Consider the following 20,694-nt stretch of genomic DNA (forward strand, 5'->3'; position numbering starts at 1 on the left):
GTGACCACCCCAGAAACCGACGCCTCCCACAGCGTCACACCCACTGACGAGACATCCCTGCTGCCCGGCTCCTCCGGCGGAGCCTGGCGAGGCCCGGAGTACGTGGCCAGCCTCAAGGACGAGCGGGAAGTCTGGTGCGACGGACGCCGCGTCGACGTGACCGGCGACCCGGCCTTCCGGCCCATGCTGTCCACACTGGCCGGCCTCTACGACGCCCAGCACGAGCCCGGCCGGGCGCAGCAGATGCTGCACCGGTCGGACACCTCCGGCAACCTGGTCAGCCTGTCGTACCTGGCACCGACCGACCGCGACGAGCTGAGCCGCAAGTGGACCAACTCCCACCGGTGGGCGGAAGCGTCCTACGGCCAGCTCTCCCGGGTACCCGACTTCATGTCCAACGTCGTGGTCGGCCTGTACGACTTCCGGCACGAACTGGCCAAGGTCGACCCGGAGTTCGGGCGCAACGCGGAGAACTACTACCACTACTGCCGCGAGAACGACCTCGCGCTGACCCACGGCCTGGGCGACCCGCAGATCGACCGCTCCGCGACCCCCGCCGACCGGCCGGAACTGGGGCTGAGGGTGATCCGGCGCGACGCCGACGGCATCGTCGTGCGCGGCGCCAAGCAGATCGCCACCCTGGCGCCGTACGCCCACGAAGTGCTCATCTACCTCTCGCCCGCCAACTACCTGCGCGAGGACCCCAGTTACGTCTGCTGGTTCGCCGCCCCGCTGGCCACGCCGGGCCTGCGCGTGCTGTGCCGCAAGTCCTACACCGACGGCTGCGACGGCCTGTCCGCGCACTACGACGAGCAGGACGCCATGCTGGTGTTCGACGACGTGTTCATCCCGATGAACCGCGTCTTCCTGCTGGAGGACTCCGCAACGGCCGTCCGCGGCTTCGGCGAACTGAACAAGTGGTCGCTCTACACCGGCCAACTGCGCTACTACCACCGCCTGCGCACCATGCTCGGCGTTGCCTCGCTGCTGGCCCAGTCGATCGGCGTCGACAAGTTCCGGCAGGTCACGGACCTGCTCGGCGAACTCACCTCCTACGTCGAGATCGTGCGGCTCGGCCTGGCCGCCGTCGACGCCGAGTGCCGGCCCACCCCCTCGGGCCTGCTCGCCCCCGGCTCGACGGCCGCACTCGACGCCGTCGCCGGCGGCTTCTCCACCCGCGCCTCGGCGATCATCCGGCAGATCGGCGCCTCGGGCCTGATCATGCAGCCCTCGGAAGCCGACCTGGCGACACCCGAACTGCGCACGGTGCTGGACACCTACATGTGCGGCCGCGAGACGGGGGTGGAGGAGAAGGCCCGGCTCTTCCGGCTCGCCGCCGATCTGGTCGTCGACCGCTTCGGGATGCGCCAGGAGCTCTACGAGACGTGGAACCGCGGTGACCCCGCCCGGGTCCGCTCGATGCTCTACGCCCGCTATCCCGATCTGGGGCGCTGCGAGACCCAGGCCCGGCAACTGGTGGAAGGGCGGAGCGAGCACACATGAGTACCGACCGCATTCGACTCGAGGGCGTCACGACCCACAATCTGAGGTCGGTCGACGTCTCCTTCCCCAAGGGCCAACTGGTCGTCGCCGCGGGCGTCTCGGGATCGGGCAAGTCGTCCCTGGTCATCGACACCCTCTTCGAACACTCCAAGACGCTGTACCTGGGGGCGCTGTCCAGCAAGTCCCTCGACATGGGCGACGGCGACTACCAGTTCGACCGGATCGCGGGAACGCAGCCGCCGGTGGCCCTGCGCCAGCGCGACGGCGGCTCCTCCAACCCCCGCTCGACGGTGGGGACCCTCACCGGCCTGGACGGGCTGTACCGGCTGCTGTTCGGGGCCGGCTCGCAGCCGGTCTGCCCGGCCTGTCTCGGCCCGACCGGCGCGGACCTGTTCTGCGACGACTGCGGCTGCTTCGCCGAACCGCACACCGCCAAGCACTTCAGCCCCAACCGCAAGGAAGGCAAGTGCCTTGCGTGCGACGGCATCGGCGAACTCGTCGGCTTCTCCCTGGAGAAGATCATCCCGGACCGCTCCAAGACGCTCACCGAGATCTGGGACGGCGCCGACCCCGGAACGTTCGCCGTGCCCAACATGCGCAAGGCATTCGAGGCGATGGCCGCGGACATCGGCCTCGACCTCGGCCTGCCCTTCGAGAAGCTGAACCCGGAGCAGACCGAGCGGGTGCTGCACGGCTCGGACACCGTCTACACCCTCAAGATCCGCAAGGTCACCAACGACTTCCGCTTCGAGGGCATCCTGGGCTTCCTGGAACGCGCCTACAAGAACGCCTCGACCGCCGCCCGCAAGAACGCCTTCGCCAACTACCTCGCACGGGAGGTCTGTTCCGCGTGCCAGGGAGGGCGGCTGCGCCCCGAATCGCTCAGGGCGACGGTGGCCGGGCACACCTTCCACGACTTCCAGAGCGACGAACTCTCGCACTCGATCACCCGGTTGCGCGACGCACTCGCCTCCGGCGACCTGCCGCCGCAGGTACGCGAACTCGCCTCCGCCATCGTCAAGCAGAGCGCGAACATCGACGACGTCGGCCTGGGCCACCTTCAGCTGCGGCGGCCGGTCCCCACCCTCTCCGGCGGCGAACTGCAGCGGCTGCTGCTGGCGCAGCACCTGGCCAGCGACCTGACCGGGGTCATGTACGTCCTCGACGAACCGACCGCCGGCCTGCACGAGGCCGACACCGGCAAGATCCTCACCTCGCTGCGGCGGCTGCGCGACCTCGGCAACACCGTCATCGTCATCGAGCACGACGAATCGGTGATCCGCGCCGCCGACTGGATCGTCGAACTGGGGCCAGGCGCCGGCTCCCGCGGCGGCGAGATCGTCTTCGAGGGCCGGTTCGACGACCTGCTGAACTGCGCCGGCTCCCCGACCGCGACCGCGATGCTGACGGGCGGGCCGGCCCGGGCGAGGACCGACCTCTCCGGCGCACACTGGCTCCAGGTGCGCGGCATCACCCGCAACAACGTCGTGGACGTCACCGCGAACCTCCCGCTCGGCGGGCTGACCTGCATATCCGGCGTGTCCGGCGCGGGCAAGAGCTCCCTGGTGGCCGGCCTCCACGACGCGGTCTCCCGCGCCATCGCCCAGCGGCAGTCGGGCGCTGCGGCCGACGGCGACCGCGTCGAGGGAGCCGACGGCCTGGACGACGTCATCCACGTCGAGCAGCGCCCGATCGGCCGCTCCAGCCGGAGCACCCTCGCCACCTACATCGGCATCAGCGACCACGTCCGCGACGCCTTCGCCGCCGCCCAGGACGCGGTCGAACGCGGCCTGGGGCGAGCCGAGTTCAGCCCGAACGTGGCCGGCGGGCGGTGCGAGTCCTGCAAGGGACTGGGACTGGCCGAGATCGAGATGACCCTGTTCAAGAGCGAGTTCATCGTCTGCCCCGAGTGCGACGGCCGCCGCTTCAAGGAACACGTCCTGGAGGTGCGGCTGGACGGCAAGAACATCTACGACGTGCTGGCCATGACCGTCGAGGACGCACTGGACTGGTTCGACGCCGAGAGCCACCCCAAGGTCGCCCAGACGCTCGGCGTGCTCAACGAGTTCGGCCTGGGCTACCTGCAGCTCGGCTGCTCGACCACCACCCTCTCCGGCGGCGAGGCACAGCGCCTCAACCTGGCCGGCGAACTGCTCAAACAGCGCCGCAGCCGCACCCTGTTCATCTTCGACGAGCCGACGCGCGGCCTGCACGCCGCCGACATCCGTCACCTGCTGGCCCTGTTCGAGCGGCTGATCTCCACCGGCAACACCATCGTGGTCATCGAGCACGACGTGAAGGTGATCGCTCTCGCCGACTGGGTGATCGACCTCGGACCCGGCGCGGGCCGCGACGGCGGCCGGCTGATCCACAGCGGAACCCCCGAGGACCTCGCCGCCAACCCGGCGAGCGTGACCGGCCAGTTCGTACGCCGGCTGCACGACGGACCCGGCGCGACCATGCCCGCGCCTTCCGCAGACGGCCGGCCGAGCGCGCCACCGGACCTCGGTGTCATCGGCGACCTTCTGCCGCGCGCCGTCACGGTGGTCGCCGGCACGGCCCGGCAGTCCGGGCAGAACGGGCCGACCCCGTACGGACTGGTGATCGGCTCGCTCACCGTCGTCTCCGACGAACTCGCCCTGATCGGCTTCCTGGTGCGCTCGCGCAGCACCAGCTGGAGCGCCATCGCTGACACCGGCCGGTTCTGCGTCAACATCCTCGGCGAGGACCAGCGGGACCTGGCCGACGCGTTCTCGCAGGGCCGGCCGGACAGCCGCTTCGACACCCTGTCGTGGACGCCGTCCGCCAACGGCTGCCCCCGCCTCTCCGGCGCCGTCGGCACGATCGACTGCACCGTGAAATCGACCTACCAGATCGGCGACCACCAGTTCGTCCTGGCCACGGTCGTCCACGCCGACATCGACGCCGGCACCGAGCGCCGGCCGCTGCTGCGCGCCGCACGGGACGACAGCACGTTCGACGAGCACGGGTGGCGCCGCTTCGCCCGGGAAACGGAGGCCAGGTGACGTCGACCACGCCCATCGCCACGCACTACGAGCAGTTCCTGCACCTGCTCACCCGCGACACACACGACACAGACGACACCCGCGACACGGGAGCCACCGAAGACAGGGGTGGCCCGGCGGCCGACCGCGACGCGCTCCGCGCGCGCTACGGCGAACAGGTCGACGCCTCGGGCGCCGCACAGGCGATCGTGATGAGCCGCGACGAGTGGATCCTCAACCAGATCGACCTCACCCTGGCCCTGGGCCGGCTGCTGAGCGAGGACGACGTCGTGGTCTCGGCCGTACCGTACGAACTGTCCTTCGTCGGCGCCGAGATGGACCGCGTGATCGAGATGGTCGGCGCCTCGGTGATCAGCGTCGGGACCAGCGGGACCATCTGCCCGATGCCGCGGCTGCTCGGCCTGATCGAGCAGTACCAGGTGACGGCCCTGGTGTGCGCGCCGAGCTTCGCCGCGGAGCTGGCGGGCCTCGCCCTCGCGCGCGGGCAGCGGCCGCAGGACACCTCGATCCGGACGATCGTCTGCGTGGGCGAGGCCTGCTCCACCGAGCGCCTCGAACGCATCGGCGCCGCCTGGGCGGCGACCACCTCCACCCTCTACGGGACGCCGACGACGCCCACGGCGGCCGTCCCCTGCGAGCACGGCGCACTGCACCTGTGCGAGCAGCGGCTGCGGGCGGAGGTCCTGGGCGGCCCGCGCGGCGAGCTGCTCCTGGACGGCTCGCCGACCGGCGAACTCGTCGAGCTGCGGCCGGCGGAGCGCGGATGCGTCTGCGGCGCCGCGAGCCGGGTCCTGGTCCCGCTCGGCAGCCTGGCCGCGGCGCTCCCCGGACCGGACGCCCCGGTCTCCGCGGTCGACGTGGAGCGGATCGTCTTCCGCCACGCCGGGCTCACGCCGCACTTCGCCTGCACCGTCCAGGACGGCGCCTTCCACGTGACCTGCGCCGTGGCCGAGGCGGAAGCGCCGGCCGGCGGCGCGCTGCAGCGGGTGATCCGCGGCGAGATCGGCGACGCGCTCGGCGTCGCGGCCGAGGTCACCGTCGTCGACGCGAAGGACTGGAGCACCGCCACGTCATGACCTGCACCCGGCCGCGGCGAGCAGTCGCGGCGGCCGACCCACCGGTGGCATCCCGAGGAGACAAGACGTATGAGGGTAGCGGTAGTACAGACCCAATGGGTCGACGACCATGAGGACGGCCTGCGCAACGCCCATCAGGCGATCGAGGACGTCTGCCGCGGCGGCGACATCGACCTGGTGTGCTTTCCCGAGTTCCTGCTCGGCCCGCCGTGGTACATGCCGGGTCAGGACGGCCTGAAGGGGCGGACCGACACACCGATCCCAGGGCCGGTCGTCGACGGCTTCCAGTCCCTGGCCCGCACGCTCGGCACGCACATCCTGCTGGGCTCCATCGTCGAGGACACGCAGGACGGCATGTACCGCAACACGTCCCTGCTGATCGACCGGCAGGGCGTCATCACCGGACACGCCGTCAAGGCGCACGCGTTCGGCAACGAGATGGTGGTGTGCCGCCAGGCGGACTCCCTCGGCGTCATGTCCACCGAGTTCGGGAAGATCGGCATCGCCGTCTGCTCGGACTTCTGGATCCCGGAGGTCATCCGGATGCTGGCGCTGGCCGGCGCGCGGACCATCTTCGTGCCGGGCGGCACGCTGGGCCAGAACCAGCCGCTGATGGTGAACGCGCTGCGCACGGCTGCGTACCTGAACGACGTCAACATCGTCTACGCCAGCTCGGTCGGCGTCGTCCGCGGCAAACGCGGTGACCGGCTCGTGGAGATCCACTTCGCGGGCACCAGCCTGGTCGCGCTCCCCCAGGGCGTGATCGCACAGGCCGGCAGCGACAAGCCGGAGGTGCTCGTCGTCGACATCGACGAGCCCGCGCCCGGCGACGGCCACCGCTGGCAGCGGCTGCGCAGGCCGGCCGCCTACCAGAGGCTGCTCACCCCGTACGTCGGAGCCGACCGGGACCTCGCCGAGGAACTGCGGGCGAGCCTGACCGGGGGCGGCGGCCCGGACCGGGGCCGAACCGTCGCCGCGACCAGTGCCAGTGAGGGGACCCGTCCGTGACCATCTTCGTAGCGCAGCACGCCCGCCGGGCGACCCCCGAGGCGACGGCCGCCGCCGTCCTCGACGACCTGGAGAGCCGGGTGAGCGACGACGCCTCCTTCGTCGTCCTGCCCGAGAACGTCTTCACCACCGGCGACGACGTCTCGGCCCTGCCCGGGCACCTGCGCGAGCGGTGCCTGGACCGCCTGACGGCCCTGGCGCGGACCCGGGGCGCCTACGTGCTCACCGGCTCCTGGCCGGAGGAGCGGCCGGACGGCGCCCTGATGCAGGTGGCCCGGCTGCTGGACCCGAACGGATCGGTGTGCGCCCAGGTGGAGCGGGAGGTCCTGCCCGACGGGACGACCGGCACCGGCGAGGACTTCCCGGTCGTCGAGACGCCGTACGGCCGCGTCGGCGTGCTCCTCGGTCCCGACTTCTGGCTGATCGAACCCCCGCGCATCCAATGCCTGGCCGGCGCGGACCTGCTGCTGGTGGCCGGGTCCCTCGACGGCACCCAGCAGGCCGCGCAGCGCGCCGCGGTGTGGGGCATCGCGACCATCAACACCGTCGCCATCGCCTTCGCCGGTGCGCTGAGCGAGCGCTGCGGCGGGGGCAGCGCCGTGGCGCTGCCCGAGGGATTCGCCGCCGAGGCCGGCACCGACGAGGTCATCCTCCAGGCCCCCTGGGACGTCGAGAAGATCCGGCACCTGCGCGAACCCGACCTGCGCTTCCAGCAGACGCTCTGGTTCGGGCTGTGGGCGCGCCGTACCGAGCTCTACACCGACCTCACGGTGCAGGGGAGCTGAGATGCGCAACGCCGGACTTCCCGCCTCCGACGTCCGAGGAAGGATCGCGACGGAACTGGCGGACGACGTGCCGTGGAACCGGGTGCTCAACTCCATCTGCACCGAACCCCACCCGCTGGGCGTTGAGATGGCGGCCGCCGCCGCGCACACCAACCTGGGCGACGTGCGCATCTTCCGCGGCACCAAGCGGATCGAGCGCAAGGTCGTGCGGCTGCTGCTCGACCTGCTGGGCAACCCCGGGGGATCGGGGAACCTGGTGTCCGGCGGAACCGAGGCGAACCTGATCGCGATGCTGGTGGCCCGGGAATCGGCGCGCGCCCGGGGGCAGTTGACCGACCGGCCCGAAGTCGTCGTCAGCAGCACCGTGCACTTCTCCTTCACCAAGATATTCGGCCTGCTGGGCCTCACCCCCGTCGTCGTCCCCGTCGACGAGGACCTGCGGCTGCCGCCCGGCGAGGTCGCCCGGCGCATCGGCGAGCACACCGTCGCGGTCGTCGCGACCGCGGGCAGCAGCGAGTTCGGGGTGGTCGACGCGGTCGACGAGATCGCACCTGCGCTCTGCGGACGGAACGTGCACCTGCACGTGGACGCGGCCACCGGCGGCTTCATCATCCCCTTCGCCCGCGAACTCGGTTACGACCTGCCGCAGTTCGACTTCACCGTCGACGGCGTCGACTCGATCACCATCGACCCGCACAAGTACGGGCTGGCCAACGTCCCGGCCGGCGCCATCCTGTTCAGGGGCGCCCAGGACGCCGGACGCTTCGCGTTCGACTCGTTCTTCGTCGACACACCCGTGCACAACACCCTGCTCGGCACCCGCCCGGGCTCCGCCGCGATCTCGACCTACGCGGTGCTGGAGCACCTGGGGCGCGAGGGCTTCACGGCCATCACCCGCACCAACTTCGAGGTCACCGAGCACCTGGTGGCCGGACTGCGCGCGGCCGGGCACGAGTTGGCCACCGAACCGCAGCTGAACATCGTGGTGGTCAAGGTGGAGCACGCGGCCCGGATCTCGCAGCTGCTGGAGTCCTGGGGCTGGATCGTCTCCACCTCCAAACGCTTCGGCGAAACCCTGCGCCTGGTCGTCACCCGGCACGTGACGGCGAAGATGGTGGACGAGTTCCTCCCCGTACTGGAACGGGCGCGTGCACACGTCGCCGCCGAGGCGGCGCTGCGATGAGCCTCTTCCGTGGCCCCGGTACCCGGCTGGCCGCCCTGCAGATGCGGATCGAGCCCGGGCAGCGGGAGGAGAACCTGGCGCGGGCCGCCAAGCTGCTGTCCACCGCGCGGGAACGCGAGGCCGACCTGGCGTGCCTGCCGGCGACGTTCGCCACCGGCCTCAACTTCCCCACCCTGCGCACCGACGCGACCGCCGAGGACGGCCCCGTCGTGCAGTTCCTCGCCGAGCAGGCCCGCACCCTGGGGATGCACATCGCCGCGGGGGTGCTGCTGTCGTCCGGACGGGACGTCTACGACGCCGCCGTGCTCGTCGGCCCCACCGGCGAACCGCTTCTCTGGTACCGCCGCGCCTGCGTGTGGGCGGGCGAAGCCGAGTACGTCTCCACCGGCTCGCCGGGCGAGGTGATCGACACACCGGTCGGCCGGATCGGCCTGCAGGTCAGCTACGACCTGCGGTTCCCCGAGGCGAGCCGGCACTACCTCGCCCAGGACGCCGACCTCGTCGTCTGCGTGGCGAACCTCTTCGGCCCGTTCTCGCACCCGCTGCGCTCGATCTGCCGCGCGCGGGCCGCCGACAACGAGTGCGCGCTGGTCTTCGCCAGCGGCGTCGGGGAGAACCGCTTCGCGAACATGACCTACCTCGGCCACAGCATGATCGTCGACGGCCTGGTGCAGGACGCCCGCCAGGACCCGGACGCGGACATCCTCGCCGAGGCCGGCCCGGGCTCGCACGAGACGGTGATCGACGCGGAAGTGCACTGGCGGCAGCGGCGCAAGTCCCGCGCCGCCCTGCCCTTCCACGACGACCTGCGGTCGACCTGGACCACCACCCACGGGAGCCGCGCTCGATGAGGACCATGCGTGTGCAGCCGGAGTCGAGCTGGCTCGGCGACGTCCTCGGACTCGTCGCCATCGACATGCGGCAGTTCTTCGACAACCGCCTGTTCGCGATCTCGACGCTGCTGACGTCGGTGTCGATGGTGCTGGCCTTCGGGGCGGCGACCGACCAGATGGTGAGCCCGGCCCCGACGGCGGCCAACTACTTCGGCTTCGTCTTCCCCGGCATCATCGGCGCCGGGATCATGTTCAGCTGCACCTACACCGTCGGCTACACGGTCATCATCGACCGCAACCGCCGCACGATCGAGGACCTGATCCTCTCGCCCCTGTCGTACTCGGGCTTCCTGCTCGCCCGGCTCGTCGGCGTCGTACTCAAGTGCCTGTTCCAGTTCGTGCTGGTGGTCCTGCTCGGCGTCGGGGTCTTCGACGCCCGCATCGAGTCGGTGCCGCTGTTCCTGCTCGGCTTCCTCACCGCCTGCACGGCCTTCGCCGGGCTCGGCATCCTCGTCGCCACCTACACCAACGAGATCTCCTTCCCGGCGGTCGTGAACATCATCGTCATCCCGCTCATGTACTTCGCCGGGATCTTCTTCCCGCTCACCAACCTCGGGACGCTGGGCGACGTCTTCGCCAAGCTTCCGCTCGCGGTGCACGTCGAGATCTTCCGCGCCGCCACCTCGCCGCACTTCTCGGTCTCCGCCTCCTCGACAGCCCTCGCGGTGGCGTACTCGTTCCTGGCCGTCGGCATCGCCGCATGGTCATTCCGCAGGAGGATCGGCCATGGCTGACCCCACGAGCGCCGCCACACCGGTGCTGTCGGTCTCCCGGCTCGCCTACCGGGTGAGCCCCGACTTCGCGCTGCGCGGCGTCGACTTCTCGGTGGCCGCCGGCGAGGGCGTGGCCGTCATCGGCACCAACGGCGCCGGCAAGACCACCCTGATCCGGCTCGTCGCCGGCCTGCTGCGCCCGGCCGCCGGCGAGGTGCGCATCTGCGGCACCCCGCCCCGGCGCTGGGGGCAGGTCGGCCGCCACATCGGCTACGTCCAGCAGGCCAAGGACCTGCCCGACGGCGTCACCGTGGAGACGTACGTCAAGCACCAGCTCAAACTCCGCCGGGCCGACCCCGGCCGGTACGAGGAGCTGATCGCCCTGGCGGACCTGGAGCAGTACCGCCACCAGTACGTCCGCTCGCTGTCCGGCGGCAGCCAGCGCAAGCTGCACGTCATCTGCGCCGTCGCGCACCGGCCCGACCTGCTGATCCTCGACGAGCCGACCACGGGCCTGGACCCCACGGCGCGCGAGACGCTGCTGGAGCTGCTGCGGAGCCTGAAGAAGGACGGCGTCGGCGTGCTGTTCGCCAGCCATCACCGCGACGAACTCCTCGCGCTGGCCGACTCGGTGGTGGTGCTGCACCAGGGCCACCAGGTCCAGGACGCCTCGCTCGACGCCGTCACCCGGTGGGGCGAGCGCTCCAGCCTGATCCTGGAGGCCTTCAGCGAGGCGCACCTCGCGCCGCTGCACGTCTGGGCCGAGCAGGAGGCCACGACCCGCGGCCTGATCCGTGCCGTCCACACCGTCGAGCACGGCGTGAAACTCGACCTGCCCGACGGTGATCACCAAGGCACGCTGGCCGCGCTGGTCGCCCGTGCCCACGCCGCCGGCCTGCCCCTGCGCTCCGCGTCCTATTTCCAGCCCACCCTGGCGGACGTCGTCCGTTCCATCGTCGATCAAGTCGAACTGGGGGACCTCGCATGAGCATCACCACCACGACCACGAGCATGCCGTTCTGGAAGGAATATCCCGAACGCGACAGCGAGTGGGTGCGGCAGTACCCGACCAAGCACGTGCCGGTGAACGAGGAGGAGGTGTTCGCCCGCAAGCCGATGGGCGTGTACGTCCACATCCCGTTCTGCAACCGGCTCTGCTTCAGCTGCCCGTACATCAAGCACCAGACCGACCGGGACCTGACCCGCACCTACCTGGAAGCGCTGAAGGCGGAGATCACCAACTACGCCGGCCGGCCCTACGTCCAGGACCACGTCATCACCCTCGGCTACATCGGCGGCGGCACCCCGACCGCGCTGACCGCACCGCAGCTCGACGAACTGCTGGGCCACCTGTTCGGCAGCCTCAACGTCGAGGCGGACGCCGACTTCTCCATCGAGACCACCCCGGTCGACATCAGCGAGCGCAAGGCCAACGTCCTGCTGGAACGCGGCATCCGGCGCATCAGCCTCGGCGTGCAGACCTTCGTGCCGGAGGAACTGAAGAACATCGGCCGCCCCAACGACCCCGAGATGCTCAAGGAGAGCATCCGGCTGCTGCGCCGGTGCGGATTCGAGAACATCAACATCGACCTGATGCACGGCATCAACGGGCAGACGATGGAGAGCTGGGAGCACAGCCTCGACGTCGCCATCGAACTCGGCGTCACCTGCGTCTCGTTCTACACGTACATGGAGTTCGCGCAGGTCTCCACCAAACGCAGGAAGCTGCCGCCGGTCCCGGAGAAGGCCGTCGTCGACGAGATGTTCCTGTTCGCCGCCGACAAGCTCTCCAAGAACGGCTTCCTGGGCTACTACGGCGACTGCTTCGCCAAGCCCGGCTACCAGCCCAAGTACGGCGAGACGTCGTGGAGCGAGGACATCCCCATCATCCCGCTCGGCCCCACCGCGACCGGGCACCTGCGCGACCACTGGTACTTCAACGAGCCCGACATCGGCCGCTACATCCAGACCGTGATGGAGGGCCGGCTGCCCATCTCCATGGGCAAGCACATCACCAAGTCCGAGGCGATCCGCCGCTCGATGGTCCTCGGCGTCAAGGCCGGGCGGGTCAACCGCGAGCGGTTCCGCCGCATCCACGGCGTCGACTTCATGGAGATGTTCCGCGCCGAGATCGACGACCTGATCGAGAAGGAACTGATCACCGCCGACGAGCACGGCATCGAGGTGACCGGCCCCAAGGGCTGGTACTACCTGGACAACATCTCCAAGGCGTTCTACTCGCCGGAGTACCGCCGCTACCCGCAGCATCTCGGGGCGGACATCTCCAACTTCATCTCCTCGCAGCCCATCCCGCTGCAGCTCACCACCCGGCCCAAGGCCGAGGAGGTCGGCCATGACCACTGAGACCCGACTGCTCAACCTCAGCGACCGCGTGCCGCAGCCCTCCCCGCACGACGACATCGACCAGGTGCGCTTCTACGACCTAGGCATGCGCCGATCCGCGCTGATGGCGTACAAGCGGCCCAGCGACCGCATCCTGGCCCACGTCCGCGAGGGGATGACCGACCTGGTCGAGGTCGGCTTCAACACCGGCCTGCTGTCGCTGCACGTGGCCGGCAAACTGCCGGACCTGGCCGTGTCCGGAGTGGAGGAGAACCAGAACCTCGTCGACGTCGCCGAGGACAACCTGACCCTGGCCGTGTGGGCGAACTCCGCCGGCGACGTCGAGTTCGAGATGGCCAAGCTGAGCCGGCTGCCGTTCCCGGACGACTCCGCGGACATCGTGTTCTCGTTCTCCTCGCTGCACCGCTGGCGCCGGCCGGTGGAGACGCTGAAGGAGTGCGCCCGGATCTGCAAACCCGACGGCGTCGTGATCATCGAGGACATGAACCGGCACGCCGAGGAAGGGCACATCACCTTCATCCTGCAGTTCGTGAAGGAGGGCGGCGAGGAGTTCATGCGCTCGCTGCAGGCCGCGTACACCCGTGAGGAGGCGGCCGAACTGCTCAAGGAGGCCGGACTGACCGACTGGCAGGTGGTCGAGGAGGACCTCGGCCTGGTGATCTCCTCGCGTCCCCTCGAGCCGGTGAGCCCGTGATGCCCGGGACAACGATCGCCGTCGTCCAGATGGAGTCCAAACTCGGCAAGCCGGCCCAGAACCTCCGCCGGGCCGAGCACTACATCCGCGAGGCCGCCGAGCAGGGGGCGGACCTGATCTGCCTGCCCGAGGCCTTCTCCACCTCCGGCAACATCCTCGAGGTCGCGGACGTGTCGGTGCCCGTCCCGGGGCCGGAGACCGACTTCCTGTGCGAACAGGCCAAGCGGGCCCGCGCGCACATCGTGGCCGGCCTGCTGGAGCGCGGCGAGGACGGCAAGTACTACAGCACCTCGGTCCTGATCGGCCCGGAGGGAACCCTGCTCGGCCACTACCGGCGCGTGCACTGCCACGAACTGGAGGCCCGCTACCTCTCCGGCGGAACCCAATACCCGGTCTTCGACGTCGAGTTCGGGCGCATCGGCCTGATGCAGGGCTACGACATCAACTTCCCCGAGGTCGCGCGGGAGTACTGCCGCCGCGGAGTCGACATCATCGTGTGCTCCGCGCTGGTGCCCGAGATGTTCGCGTACGTGGCGAACATGCGCCTGCCGGTGAGGGCGGTCGACGCCGAATGCATCATCGCGTTCGCGTCCGGCATCGGCACCAACCTGTACGCGGGCTTCGGCTACATGGGGCGCAGCCAGATCCTGGCGGACCCGCTGTTCCTGGAGGCCGAACGATTCGACTTCGTCGACGGCGACGAACGCATGGTGGACCTCGGCAAGGAGGCGGGCGTCGGCGTCGTCGACATCGACCTGGACCGCATGCGCCGCTACCGCACCAAGGCCACCCTGACCGGCGACCTGAAGCCGGCGACGTACTGGCAGCTCGGAGAGTGAAGTCCCATGCGAGTGCTGCTCATCTCCACCAACAAGATCCGGGTGCCGCGCCCGGCCCTGCCGATCGGCATGGCCTACATCAGCGCCGCCCTCAAACACGCCGGACATGACGTCGACGTCCTGGACCTGCTGTGGGAGTCCCGGGAACTCAAGGCGGTCCGGGAAAGGCTGACCGGCAACACCTACGACGTTGTCGGCATCGCCGTACGCAACCTGGACAACCTGACCTTCATCGACCCGGTCTTCTTCGGCCCTATGACCGAGAAGATCGTCCAGTGCGTACGCAAGTACACCGGCGCCACCGTCGTCCTCGGCGGATCCGGCTTCTCGGTCGAACCGCTGTCCTTCTTCGAGTACGCCCAGCCGGACTACGGCATCGCCGGTGAGGGCGAGGCCGGCATCGTCCAGCTGCTGGACCACCTCCAGAACGGCGGACGCCGGGAGTCGATCTCGGGCCTGTGCTACCTCGACGACGACGGCAGGTTCTGCCAGAACCAGTCCAACTCCGCTTTCGACCTGGGGGCGTTGGAGCCCGACCGGTCCGTCTACGACCCCCGCTACTTCGAGGAGGGCGTCTCGGCGGCCTCCGACCTCACCCGCGACCACCAGCCGGCCATCGAGACCCTGCAGACCAAGCGGGGCTGCAAGCTGTTCTGCTCGTACTGCATCATCCGCAAGACCGAGGGCAAGGGCGACCGGTTCAAGGACCCGGCCGAGGTCGTCGCGGAGATCCAGCGGGCCATGGCGGAGAACCCGGCCGTGCGGGAGTTCGAGATCGTCGACGCGACCTTCAACTACCCCATGGAGTACGCGGCCGAAGTGTGCGAGGAGATGATCCGCGCCAAGCTCGACGTGCCCTGGTACTGCCAGTTGACACCGAACGCGGTCACGCCCGAGTTCGTGAAACTGCTGCACGCGGCCGGCTGCATCCGGGTGGACCTCGGCACCGACGCCCTCACCGACGAAGCCCTGTCGGACCTGATGAAGGGCTTCGACATGGCGCGCGTCCTGGAGATCGACCGCCTCTTCACGGCCAGCCCGATCGAGCACACCCACTGCATCTTCCTCGGCGGGCCGGGGGAGACCCCGCAGGCGCTGAGGGAGTCGATCCGGTTCACCGAGCGATACCTGAACCCGGCCCAGATCTACGCCAACCTCGGCATCCGCATCCTCAGCGGCACCAAGCTCCAGCGCCAGGCCGTCAAGGCCGGCATCCTGCGGGAGGGCCAGGGCACGTTCGTCCCCGCCTTCTACGTGGAACCGGCCATCCTCGAGGACCGCGAGACGCTCGACTTCGTCCGCGACGCCTACCTCAGCCACAAGAACTGGTACCTGTGGTGGGGCCTGGGCGGACAGAACCTGGCGGACCGCTCCAAGGACACCATCCGGGCCGTGGTCGAGATGCAGCAGGAATACGACTACGTCATGCAGGGCAAGCCGCGCCTGGAACGCGCGCCGAGGCCGGCCACCCAGCCGCTCAAACTCACGATCGGCACCTCATGACGGATGTCGCGGCGGCCGCCGACGTGCTGCTCAAGACGCTGGCCTCCCGGGCGGATCCGGACTTCGCGGCGGGAATGCAGCGGTACTTCCCCCACGACGTCCGGGCGCTCGGAGTCGGCAACGCCGCCGTCGCCGAGATCACCACCGACTACTTCCGTGATCGGCGCGACACCCCCGCGCCGACGCGGCTGGCCCTGGCGGAGGCGGTGCTGGCGCGTGCCGAGTACCACGAGGAGGTGCTGCTCGGCTTCGCCGTCCTGCACAAGGTCGCCAGGACCGGACTCGGCGGCGAACTGCTGGACCGCTGCGCACACTGGCTCGCGACGTACGTGTCCAACTGGGCGCAGTGCGACGACCTGTGCCTGAAACTGCTCTATCCCTTCTTCCTCGGGCACCTGGACCTGATCCCGCAGACCCGGCGCTGGGTCGAGTCCCCCTCCCCGTGGGCCAGACGCGCCGCGAACGTGGCGGTCGTGAAGTTCGTCCGGCGCAAGGTGGGCCGGACGTTCTTCGAGCTGCCGACGTCGCACGTCTTCGGCAACTGCGCCCGGCTGATGCACGACGACGACGTCTACGTGCAGAAGGGCTGCGGCTGGCTGCTCAAGGTCACCGCCGAGGCCCATCCCGACGACGTGGCCGAGTTCCTGCGCACCTGGCACACCGACATGCCCCGCGACACCTTCCGGTACGCGGTGCAGAAGATGGACCCGCCGCTGCGCCGGTCCTTGATGGCACTGGGACAGGGGTGACGCGATGACCACGACCGGCCGCTACGTCCACCGGCGGGGCACCCACTGCGAGACGGCCTGCCAATGCGCCCTGCTCGCGGCCGCCGGACACGCGGTGGACGAGGAGGTCGTGTTCGGGCTGGACGCCGGCTTCGGCTTCTCGTTCTTCCCGGCCAACGGCAACGCCCCGGACATCGCCGTCGGCAAGCAGGCGATCATGCCGCTCCGGGCGGCGCGGCTGATGGGCGTCGAGGTCGCCCTGCACACCCCGAAGACCGCCGCGGGCCTGGCCAAGCTGCTCGAGACGGCCCCGGCGGTCATGGCCCGGGTGGACCTCGGCCTGCTCCCGTACTGGGGCCTGGACGGGCGCTCCTCCTTCGGCGGGTACTTCGTCAACGTCGTCCGCCCCCTCGGCACCGACGCCTTCGAGGTGTCGGATGCGGCCTTCGACGACCCCGTCTCCGTCACGGCGGCCGAACTGCAGGCGGCCCGCTCCAGCCGCGACTCGCCGCCGCTGAACCCGGACTGGAAGGTGTACGTCTTCGGCGCCCCGCGCCGAACACCGCGGCTGAACCTCGTCGGCCCGGTCGCCGTCCGCAACCTGTGCCGCGAGATCCTCAGACCGGGCAGCCGGAACCTGGGCATCCCCGGGATGAAGCTGCTGGCCACGACGGCACCGTCCTGGCCACAGTCCAAGCACGGCGAGGTCGAGGACGTCGACCTGGCCGGACAGGTGGTGCGCACCGACGCACTGGCCCGTCAACTCCTGCACCTGGGACGGCAGATCGAGTCGTTCGGCACCGGCGGCGGCCTGTTCCGCCCGATGATCGGCCGCTACCTGACGCGGATGGCCGACAGCACCGGCGACGCACGCTACGCCGACGCCGCCGAACAGTTCCACGAGAGCGGCCGGCTGTGGTCGACCCTGGGCTCCGCACTGCTGGCAGCCGGGGCCACCGCCACCGCGCGCGACGAACTCAAAACGCTCGTGGACGCCGTGGCCGACACGGCACGGTCCGCGATGGACATCGAGAAGCGGGCGCTGACCGCGCTCACCACCCTGTAGCCGCGAGGTCGATACATGCCCACCGAGGACGAGTCGGTACTGCTCCAGGGCCCCGAACGCTGGAACGAGCATGCCCGAAGGCGCCGGGCGCAGGGCCCGTTCCGGCCCGACCTGCGCAAGGCGGCACTGCACGGCGCCGACCTGCGGGGCGCCGAACTCGCCGGCGCGGACCTCACGGACGCCGTACTGAGCGAGTCGTACCTGATGAACGCCGACCTGCGAGGCGCGAATCTGGAAGGCGCCAACCTGTGCGAGGCGTACCTCATCCTCACCGAACTGAACGACTGCCGGCTCGTCGGCGCGAATCTGGACGGCGCGGACCTCAGCGGAGCCGACCTGACCGGCGCCGAGCTGGACGCCAACTTCCGGCGGTCCGCCGTGATTTCGGACTACCTCACGATCTGGCCTGGCGAAAGGAGCCCCTCGTGATCATTCTGGGCTACAACGGATTCGGCAAGTCTGCGGAAATCTTCGGGCGCCTCTTTCGCGCCACCGGCATCGACCGCCACCTGCTGTACGGCCACGACTCCTCCGCCGCCCTCGTCATCGACGGGAAGCTGGTCGCCGCCGTCGAGGAGGAACGGCTCAACCGGGAGAAGAAGACCTCGAAATTCCCGGTCAACGCGATGCGCTGGTGCCTGGAATCGGCCGGGATAACCTTCGACGACGTCGACACCTTCGCCTTCTCCTGGCAGTTCTCCCAGGACGTGGTGAACAAGATGATCGCCGAGATCACCGAGGACCGCACGGCGACCGTCGAGGCGAAGTTCGCCCGCCTGCAGCGCCTGGCGGAAACCCATGCGGCACTGTTCAGCGAGGAGGCGACCCAGGCCGACTTCCTCGAATACACCGGCCACCGGCTGAGCCCGGAGAAACTCCTCCGGGTCCCGCACCACATCGCGCACCTGATGACCGGATATCACCTCTCGGGCGCCGGGGACGCGGCCTTTCTCGTCAGCGACGGCCGCGCCGAATGGCTGTCGTCGATCATGGGGGAGGTGCGCGAAGGCGAGGCGAAGATCTTCGACGACGTCACCATCGACTCACGGCACTCGCTGGCCATGCTCTTCTCCGTGGTGACGCGCTACCTCGGATTCGTCCCGAACAACGACGAGTACAAGGTGATGGGACTGGCCGGCTACGGCCCGCCGCCCGAGCCGAACCCGTTCCTCACGGACGTGGTCGAGATCTGCCCCGACGGCACCTACCGGATTCCCTACCCGGCCAACGCCGTACCCGCCTACTACGACCTCTTCGACCGTATCTTCGGCGGAAATGCCGAATGCCGTGAGGAGTTCGACTACCGGGTCCGCGTGGCCAGTGCGGCACAGCACATGCTCGAGACGGTGACCGCCGGACAGATCCGCACCCTCGAAGCCCGCAGCGACCTCCCCCGCGTGATCTTCGAGGGCGGACTCGCCCTGAACTGCGTCAACAACAGCAAGCTGCTGGAGCGTTCACGCTTCACCGAGCTGGACGTCAGCTTCGGCGCCAGCGACGTCGGCGTGGCCATCGGCGCGGCCCTGTTCGCGAGCCGGCAGGCCGGCACACCGCCCCGGGCCGGCCGGTCACCGTACCTGGGCCCGAGCTACGGCCGCCAGGAGATCCAGACAGCCCTCCAGCACTACGCCGACCAGGTCACCTGGCGGGAACTGGACCCCGAGGACGTGCCCCGCGAGGCCGCGGCCCTGATGCGGGAGCGATGCGTCATCGGATGGTTCCAGGGGCGTCTCGAATACGGGCCGCGCGCCCTGGGCAACCGCAGCATCCTGGCCAATCCGAGGTTCCCCGACATCAAGGACATCATCAACGAACGCATCAAGCACCGCGAGCAGTTCCGGCCCTTCGCCCCCGTGGTCCTCGAGCACCTCGCACCCGACGTCTTCGAACTCGGCAAGAAGACGTCCTCGCCGTACATGACCTTCGTGGTCCCGGTACGGCCCGAGTACCAGGAGAAGATCCAGGGCGCCTGCCACGTCGACGGCACCTCACGGATCCAGACGGTCACCGAGGACAGCAATCCGCTCCTCGCCGAACTGCTGCGCCAGTTCAACGAGCTCACCGGCATTCCCTGTCTGATCAACACCTCGTTCAACGTCGCCGGCGAACCCATCGTCTGCTCACCCGCCGACGCTCTGGCCTGCTTCCTCAAGACGGAGATGGATCATCTGTTCCTCGGCAACTTCCTTGTCTCGCGTGCTTCGAGCGAGTGAACGCCTTTCCGGCCCCGGACGCCGACGGCCCTTAAGGAGGCTGCGCTACGATCCACGCGGAGAAAGGGAGAGGTGAACAAGTGTCGCTGTTAGAGGCAGACCCGTTCGTCGGTAAACACTGCGAGTCGACCACCCTCGTGAATCTGCTGCGGCAGCAGGAGATCGACTTGTCGGAGTCACTGGTCTTCGGTATCGCCGGTGGCCTGTCGTTCATCTACTGGCGGACGAAGCAGATGCCGACGCCGTTCGTCGGCGGCCGCATCAAGCCCGACACACTGTCCGCCCATCTCGCCGACGCGCTCAACCTGCGGCTGTCCGTGCACGAGACCTCCTCGGTGAAACGGGCGAGGGAACAGTTGCTGGAAGAGCTTGAATCCGGAACCGTCGTCGGTCTCAAGCTCGACCGCTACTTCCTCGACTACTCCACCGACGACTTCCGGTTCGCGGCACACTATGTCGCCTGCGTCGGACACGACGACGACCGTTTCGCCCTGGTCGAAACGCAGCCGCTCGGCCTGCAATGGGCCACCGGCGAATCCCTCACGACCGCACGCAACGCGCGCGGCCCGATGAGTTCACGCAACCGCGCATTCACCCTCGCCCGCCAGAAGGGCGGCCTGCCCGACCTTGGGGAGGCCGCCCGTAAAGGCATCAAAATGGCGGCGGAGAACATTTTGAATCCGCCGATTTCCAACTTCGGATACAAGGGCATGCACAAGGTCGCCGACCTCATGCCGCAGTGGCTCGACGACCTCGAGACGCCCGCGGACAGCCTCCCCGAGATCAGCACGATCATGGAGGACGCGGGAACGGGCGGGGGCCTGTTCCGCGCGATGTGGGCGGACTTCCTGGCGGAGACCGCCGAACTCACCGGCAACGACGCCTTCCAGGAGACCTCGGACGCCTACCGCGAGGTGGCGAAGAAGTGGACCGCGGTGGCCGGCCTCCTGCAGGAAGCCGGAGCCGAGTCGTCGCGGGAATCCCTCCACAGCGCGTCGAAGCTGGTGCACGAGGCCGCCGAGGAGGAACAGCACCTGATGGGCCGCCTCCTGGAACTGTCGAGCTGACCCACGACCCCGGCCCGGAGCGGGCGGCCCGCA

General features: G+C 69.4%; 18 protein-coding genes. All 18 read left to right on the plus strand.

Annotation, left to right across the window (positions count from 1 at the left end; genetic code table 11):
• On the plus strand, positions 1-1,503 hold the full coding sequence (locus ACIBN2_RS13210) for a 4-hydroxyphenylacetate 3-hydroxylase N-terminal domain-containing protein (RefSeq protein ID WP_399134409.1): 1,503 nt from the start codon (positions 1-3) through the stop codon (positions 1,501-1,503).
• Positions 1,500-4,529, plus strand: a complete 3,030-nt coding sequence (locus ACIBN2_RS13215) for a flavin reductase (protein ID WP_399134410.1) — start codon at positions 1,500-1,502, stop codon at positions 4,527-4,529. The genes ACIBN2_RS13210 and ACIBN2_RS13215 overlap by 4 nt, the downstream gene beginning before the upstream one ends.
• Positions 4,526-5,605, plus strand: coding sequence for an AMP-binding protein (locus tag ACIBN2_RS13220; protein ID WP_399134411.1), 1,080 nt, complete (start codon positions 4,526-4,528; stop codon positions 5,603-5,605). The genes ACIBN2_RS13215 and ACIBN2_RS13220 overlap by 4 nt, the downstream gene beginning before the upstream one ends.
• 69 nt (positions 5,606-5,674) lie before the next feature.
• Positions 5,675-6,613, plus strand: coding sequence for a carbon-nitrogen hydrolase family protein (locus tag ACIBN2_RS13225; RefSeq protein WP_399134412.1), 939 nt, complete (start codon positions 5,675-5,677; stop codon positions 6,611-6,613).
• Positions 6,610-7,398 (plus strand): carbon-nitrogen hydrolase family protein, encoded by a 789-nt coding sequence (locus ACIBN2_RS13230; protein WP_399134413.1) that lies wholly within the window; start codon positions 6,610-6,612, stop codon positions 7,396-7,398. The genes ACIBN2_RS13225 and ACIBN2_RS13230 overlap by 4 nt, the downstream gene beginning before the upstream one ends.
• Position 7,399: 1 nt before the next feature.
• The gene (gene mfnA / locus ACIBN2_RS13235) at positions 7,400-8,581 is read left to right on the plus strand and encodes a tyrosine decarboxylase MfnA (RefSeq protein WP_399134414.1); all 1,182 of its coding nucleotides are present in this window, start codon (positions 7,400-7,402) and stop codon (positions 8,579-8,581) included.
• Entirely contained in the window at positions 8,578-9,432 is an 855-nt protein-coding gene (locus ACIBN2_RS13240) for a carbon-nitrogen hydrolase family protein (protein ID WP_399134415.1), read from the plus strand. The genes mfnA and ACIBN2_RS13240 overlap by 4 nt, the downstream gene beginning before the upstream one ends.
• Complete coding sequence (locus ACIBN2_RS13245; RefSeq protein WP_399134416.1) at positions 9,429-10,208, plus strand: ABC transporter permease; 780 nt, start codon at positions 9,429-9,431, stop codon at positions 10,206-10,208. Before ACIBN2_RS13240 ends, ACIBN2_RS13245 begins: the two co-directional genes overlap by 4 nt.
• Positions 10,201-11,175: an ABC transporter ATP-binding protein gene (locus ACIBN2_RS13250; RefSeq protein WP_399134417.1), complete on the plus strand. Its 975-nt coding sequence runs from the start codon at positions 10,201-10,203 to the stop codon at positions 11,173-11,175. The genes ACIBN2_RS13245 and ACIBN2_RS13250 overlap by 8 nt, the downstream gene beginning before the upstream one ends.
• Entirely contained in the window at positions 11,172-12,551 is a 1,380-nt protein-coding gene (locus ACIBN2_RS13255; RefSeq protein ID WP_399134418.1) for a coproporphyrinogen-III oxidase family protein, read from the plus strand. The genes ACIBN2_RS13250 and ACIBN2_RS13255 overlap by 4 nt, the downstream gene beginning before the upstream one ends.
• On the plus strand, positions 12,541-13,245 hold the full coding sequence (locus ACIBN2_RS13260) for a class I SAM-dependent methyltransferase (RefSeq protein ID WP_399134419.1): 705 nt from the start codon (positions 12,541-12,543) through the stop codon (positions 13,243-13,245). Before ACIBN2_RS13255 ends, ACIBN2_RS13260 begins: the two co-directional genes overlap by 11 nt.
• Complete coding sequence (locus tag ACIBN2_RS13265) at positions 13,245-14,084, plus strand: carbon-nitrogen hydrolase family protein (RefSeq protein WP_399134420.1); 840 nt, start codon at positions 13,245-13,247, stop codon at positions 14,082-14,084. Before ACIBN2_RS13260 ends, ACIBN2_RS13265 begins: the two co-directional genes overlap by 1 nt.
• Positions 14,085-14,090: 6 nt before the next feature.
• Positions 14,091-15,587 (plus strand): B12-binding domain-containing radical SAM protein, encoded by a 1,497-nt coding sequence (locus tag ACIBN2_RS13270; RefSeq protein WP_399134421.1) that lies wholly within the window; start codon positions 14,091-14,093, stop codon positions 15,585-15,587.
• Positions 15,584-16,336: a DNA alkylation repair protein gene (locus ACIBN2_RS13275; protein WP_399134422.1), complete on the plus strand. Its 753-nt coding sequence runs from the start codon at positions 15,584-15,586 to the stop codon at positions 16,334-16,336. The genes ACIBN2_RS13270 and ACIBN2_RS13275 overlap by 4 nt, the downstream gene beginning before the upstream one ends.
• 4 nt (positions 16,337-16,340) lie before the next feature.
• Positions 16,341-17,381, plus strand: a complete 1,041-nt coding sequence (locus tag ACIBN2_RS13280; protein WP_399134423.1) for a DUF4872 domain-containing protein — start codon at positions 16,341-16,343, stop codon at positions 17,379-17,381.
• A gap of 15 nt (positions 17,382-17,396) precedes the next feature.
• A complete protein-coding gene (locus ACIBN2_RS13285; protein WP_399134424.1) occupies positions 17,397-17,810 on the plus strand; it encodes a pentapeptide repeat-containing protein in 414 nt (137 codons plus the stop codon).
• A complete protein-coding gene (locus tag ACIBN2_RS13290) occupies positions 17,807-19,594 on the plus strand; it encodes a carbamoyltransferase (protein WP_399134425.1) in 1,788 nt (595 codons plus the stop codon). The genes ACIBN2_RS13285 and ACIBN2_RS13290 overlap by 4 nt, the downstream gene beginning before the upstream one ends.
• A gap of 80 nt (positions 19,595-19,674) precedes the next feature.
• A complete protein-coding gene (locus ACIBN2_RS13295; RefSeq protein ID WP_399134426.1) occupies positions 19,675-20,661 on the plus strand; it encodes a BtrH N-terminal domain-containing protein in 987 nt (328 codons plus the stop codon).
• Positions 20,662-20,694: the final 33 nt, after the last annotated feature.

The sequence above is a fragment of the Streptomyces sp. NPDC050534 genome (assembly GCF_044457745.1).
Classification (GTDB): Bacteria; Actinomycetota; Actinomycetes; order Streptomycetales; family Streptomycetaceae; genus Streptomyces.

Coding starts and splice junctions, on each gene's coding strand:
- ACIBN2_RS13215 (WP_399134410.1), top strand. CDS start 1,500: ATGAGTACCGACCGCATTCGACTCGAGGGCGTCACGACCCACAATCTG.
- ACIBN2_RS13225 (WP_399134412.1), top strand. CDS start 5,675: ATGAGGGTAGCGGTAGTACAGACCCAATGGGTCGACGACCATGAGGAC.
- mfnA (WP_399134414.1), top strand. CDS start 7,400: ATGCGCAACGCCGGACTTCCCGCCTCCGACGTCCGAGGAAGGATCGCG.
- ACIBN2_RS13240 (WP_399134415.1), top strand. CDS start 8,578: ATGAGCCTCTTCCGTGGCCCCGGTACCCGGCTGGCCGCCCTGCAGATG.
- ACIBN2_RS13245 (WP_399134416.1), top strand. CDS start 9,429: ATGAGGACCATGCGTGTGCAGCCGGAGTCGAGCTGGCTCGGCGACGTC.
- ACIBN2_RS13250 (WP_399134417.1), top strand. CDS start 10,201: ATGGCTGACCCCACGAGCGCCGCCACACCGGTGCTGTCGGTCTCCCGG.
- ACIBN2_RS13255 (WP_399134418.1), top strand. CDS start 11,172: ATGAGCATCACCACCACGACCACGAGCATGCCGTTCTGGAAGGAATAT.
- ACIBN2_RS13260 (WP_399134419.1), top strand. CDS start 12,541: ATGACCACTGAGACCCGACTGCTCAACCTCAGCGACCGCGTGCCGCAG.
- ACIBN2_RS13265 (WP_399134420.1), top strand. CDS start 13,245: ATGCCCGGGACAACGATCGCCGTCGTCCAGATGGAGTCCAAACTCGGC.
- ACIBN2_RS13270 (WP_399134421.1), top strand. CDS start 14,091: ATGCGAGTGCTGCTCATCTCCACCAACAAGATCCGGGTGCCGCGCCCG.
- ACIBN2_RS13275 (WP_399134422.1), top strand. CDS start 15,584: ATGACGGATGTCGCGGCGGCCGCCGACGTGCTGCTCAAGACGCTGGCC.
- ACIBN2_RS13280 (WP_399134423.1), top strand. CDS start 16,341: ATGACCACGACCGGCCGCTACGTCCACCGGCGGGGCACCCACTGCGAG.
- ACIBN2_RS13285 (WP_399134424.1), top strand. CDS start 17,397: ATGCCCACCGAGGACGAGTCGGTACTGCTCCAGGGCCCCGAACGCTGG.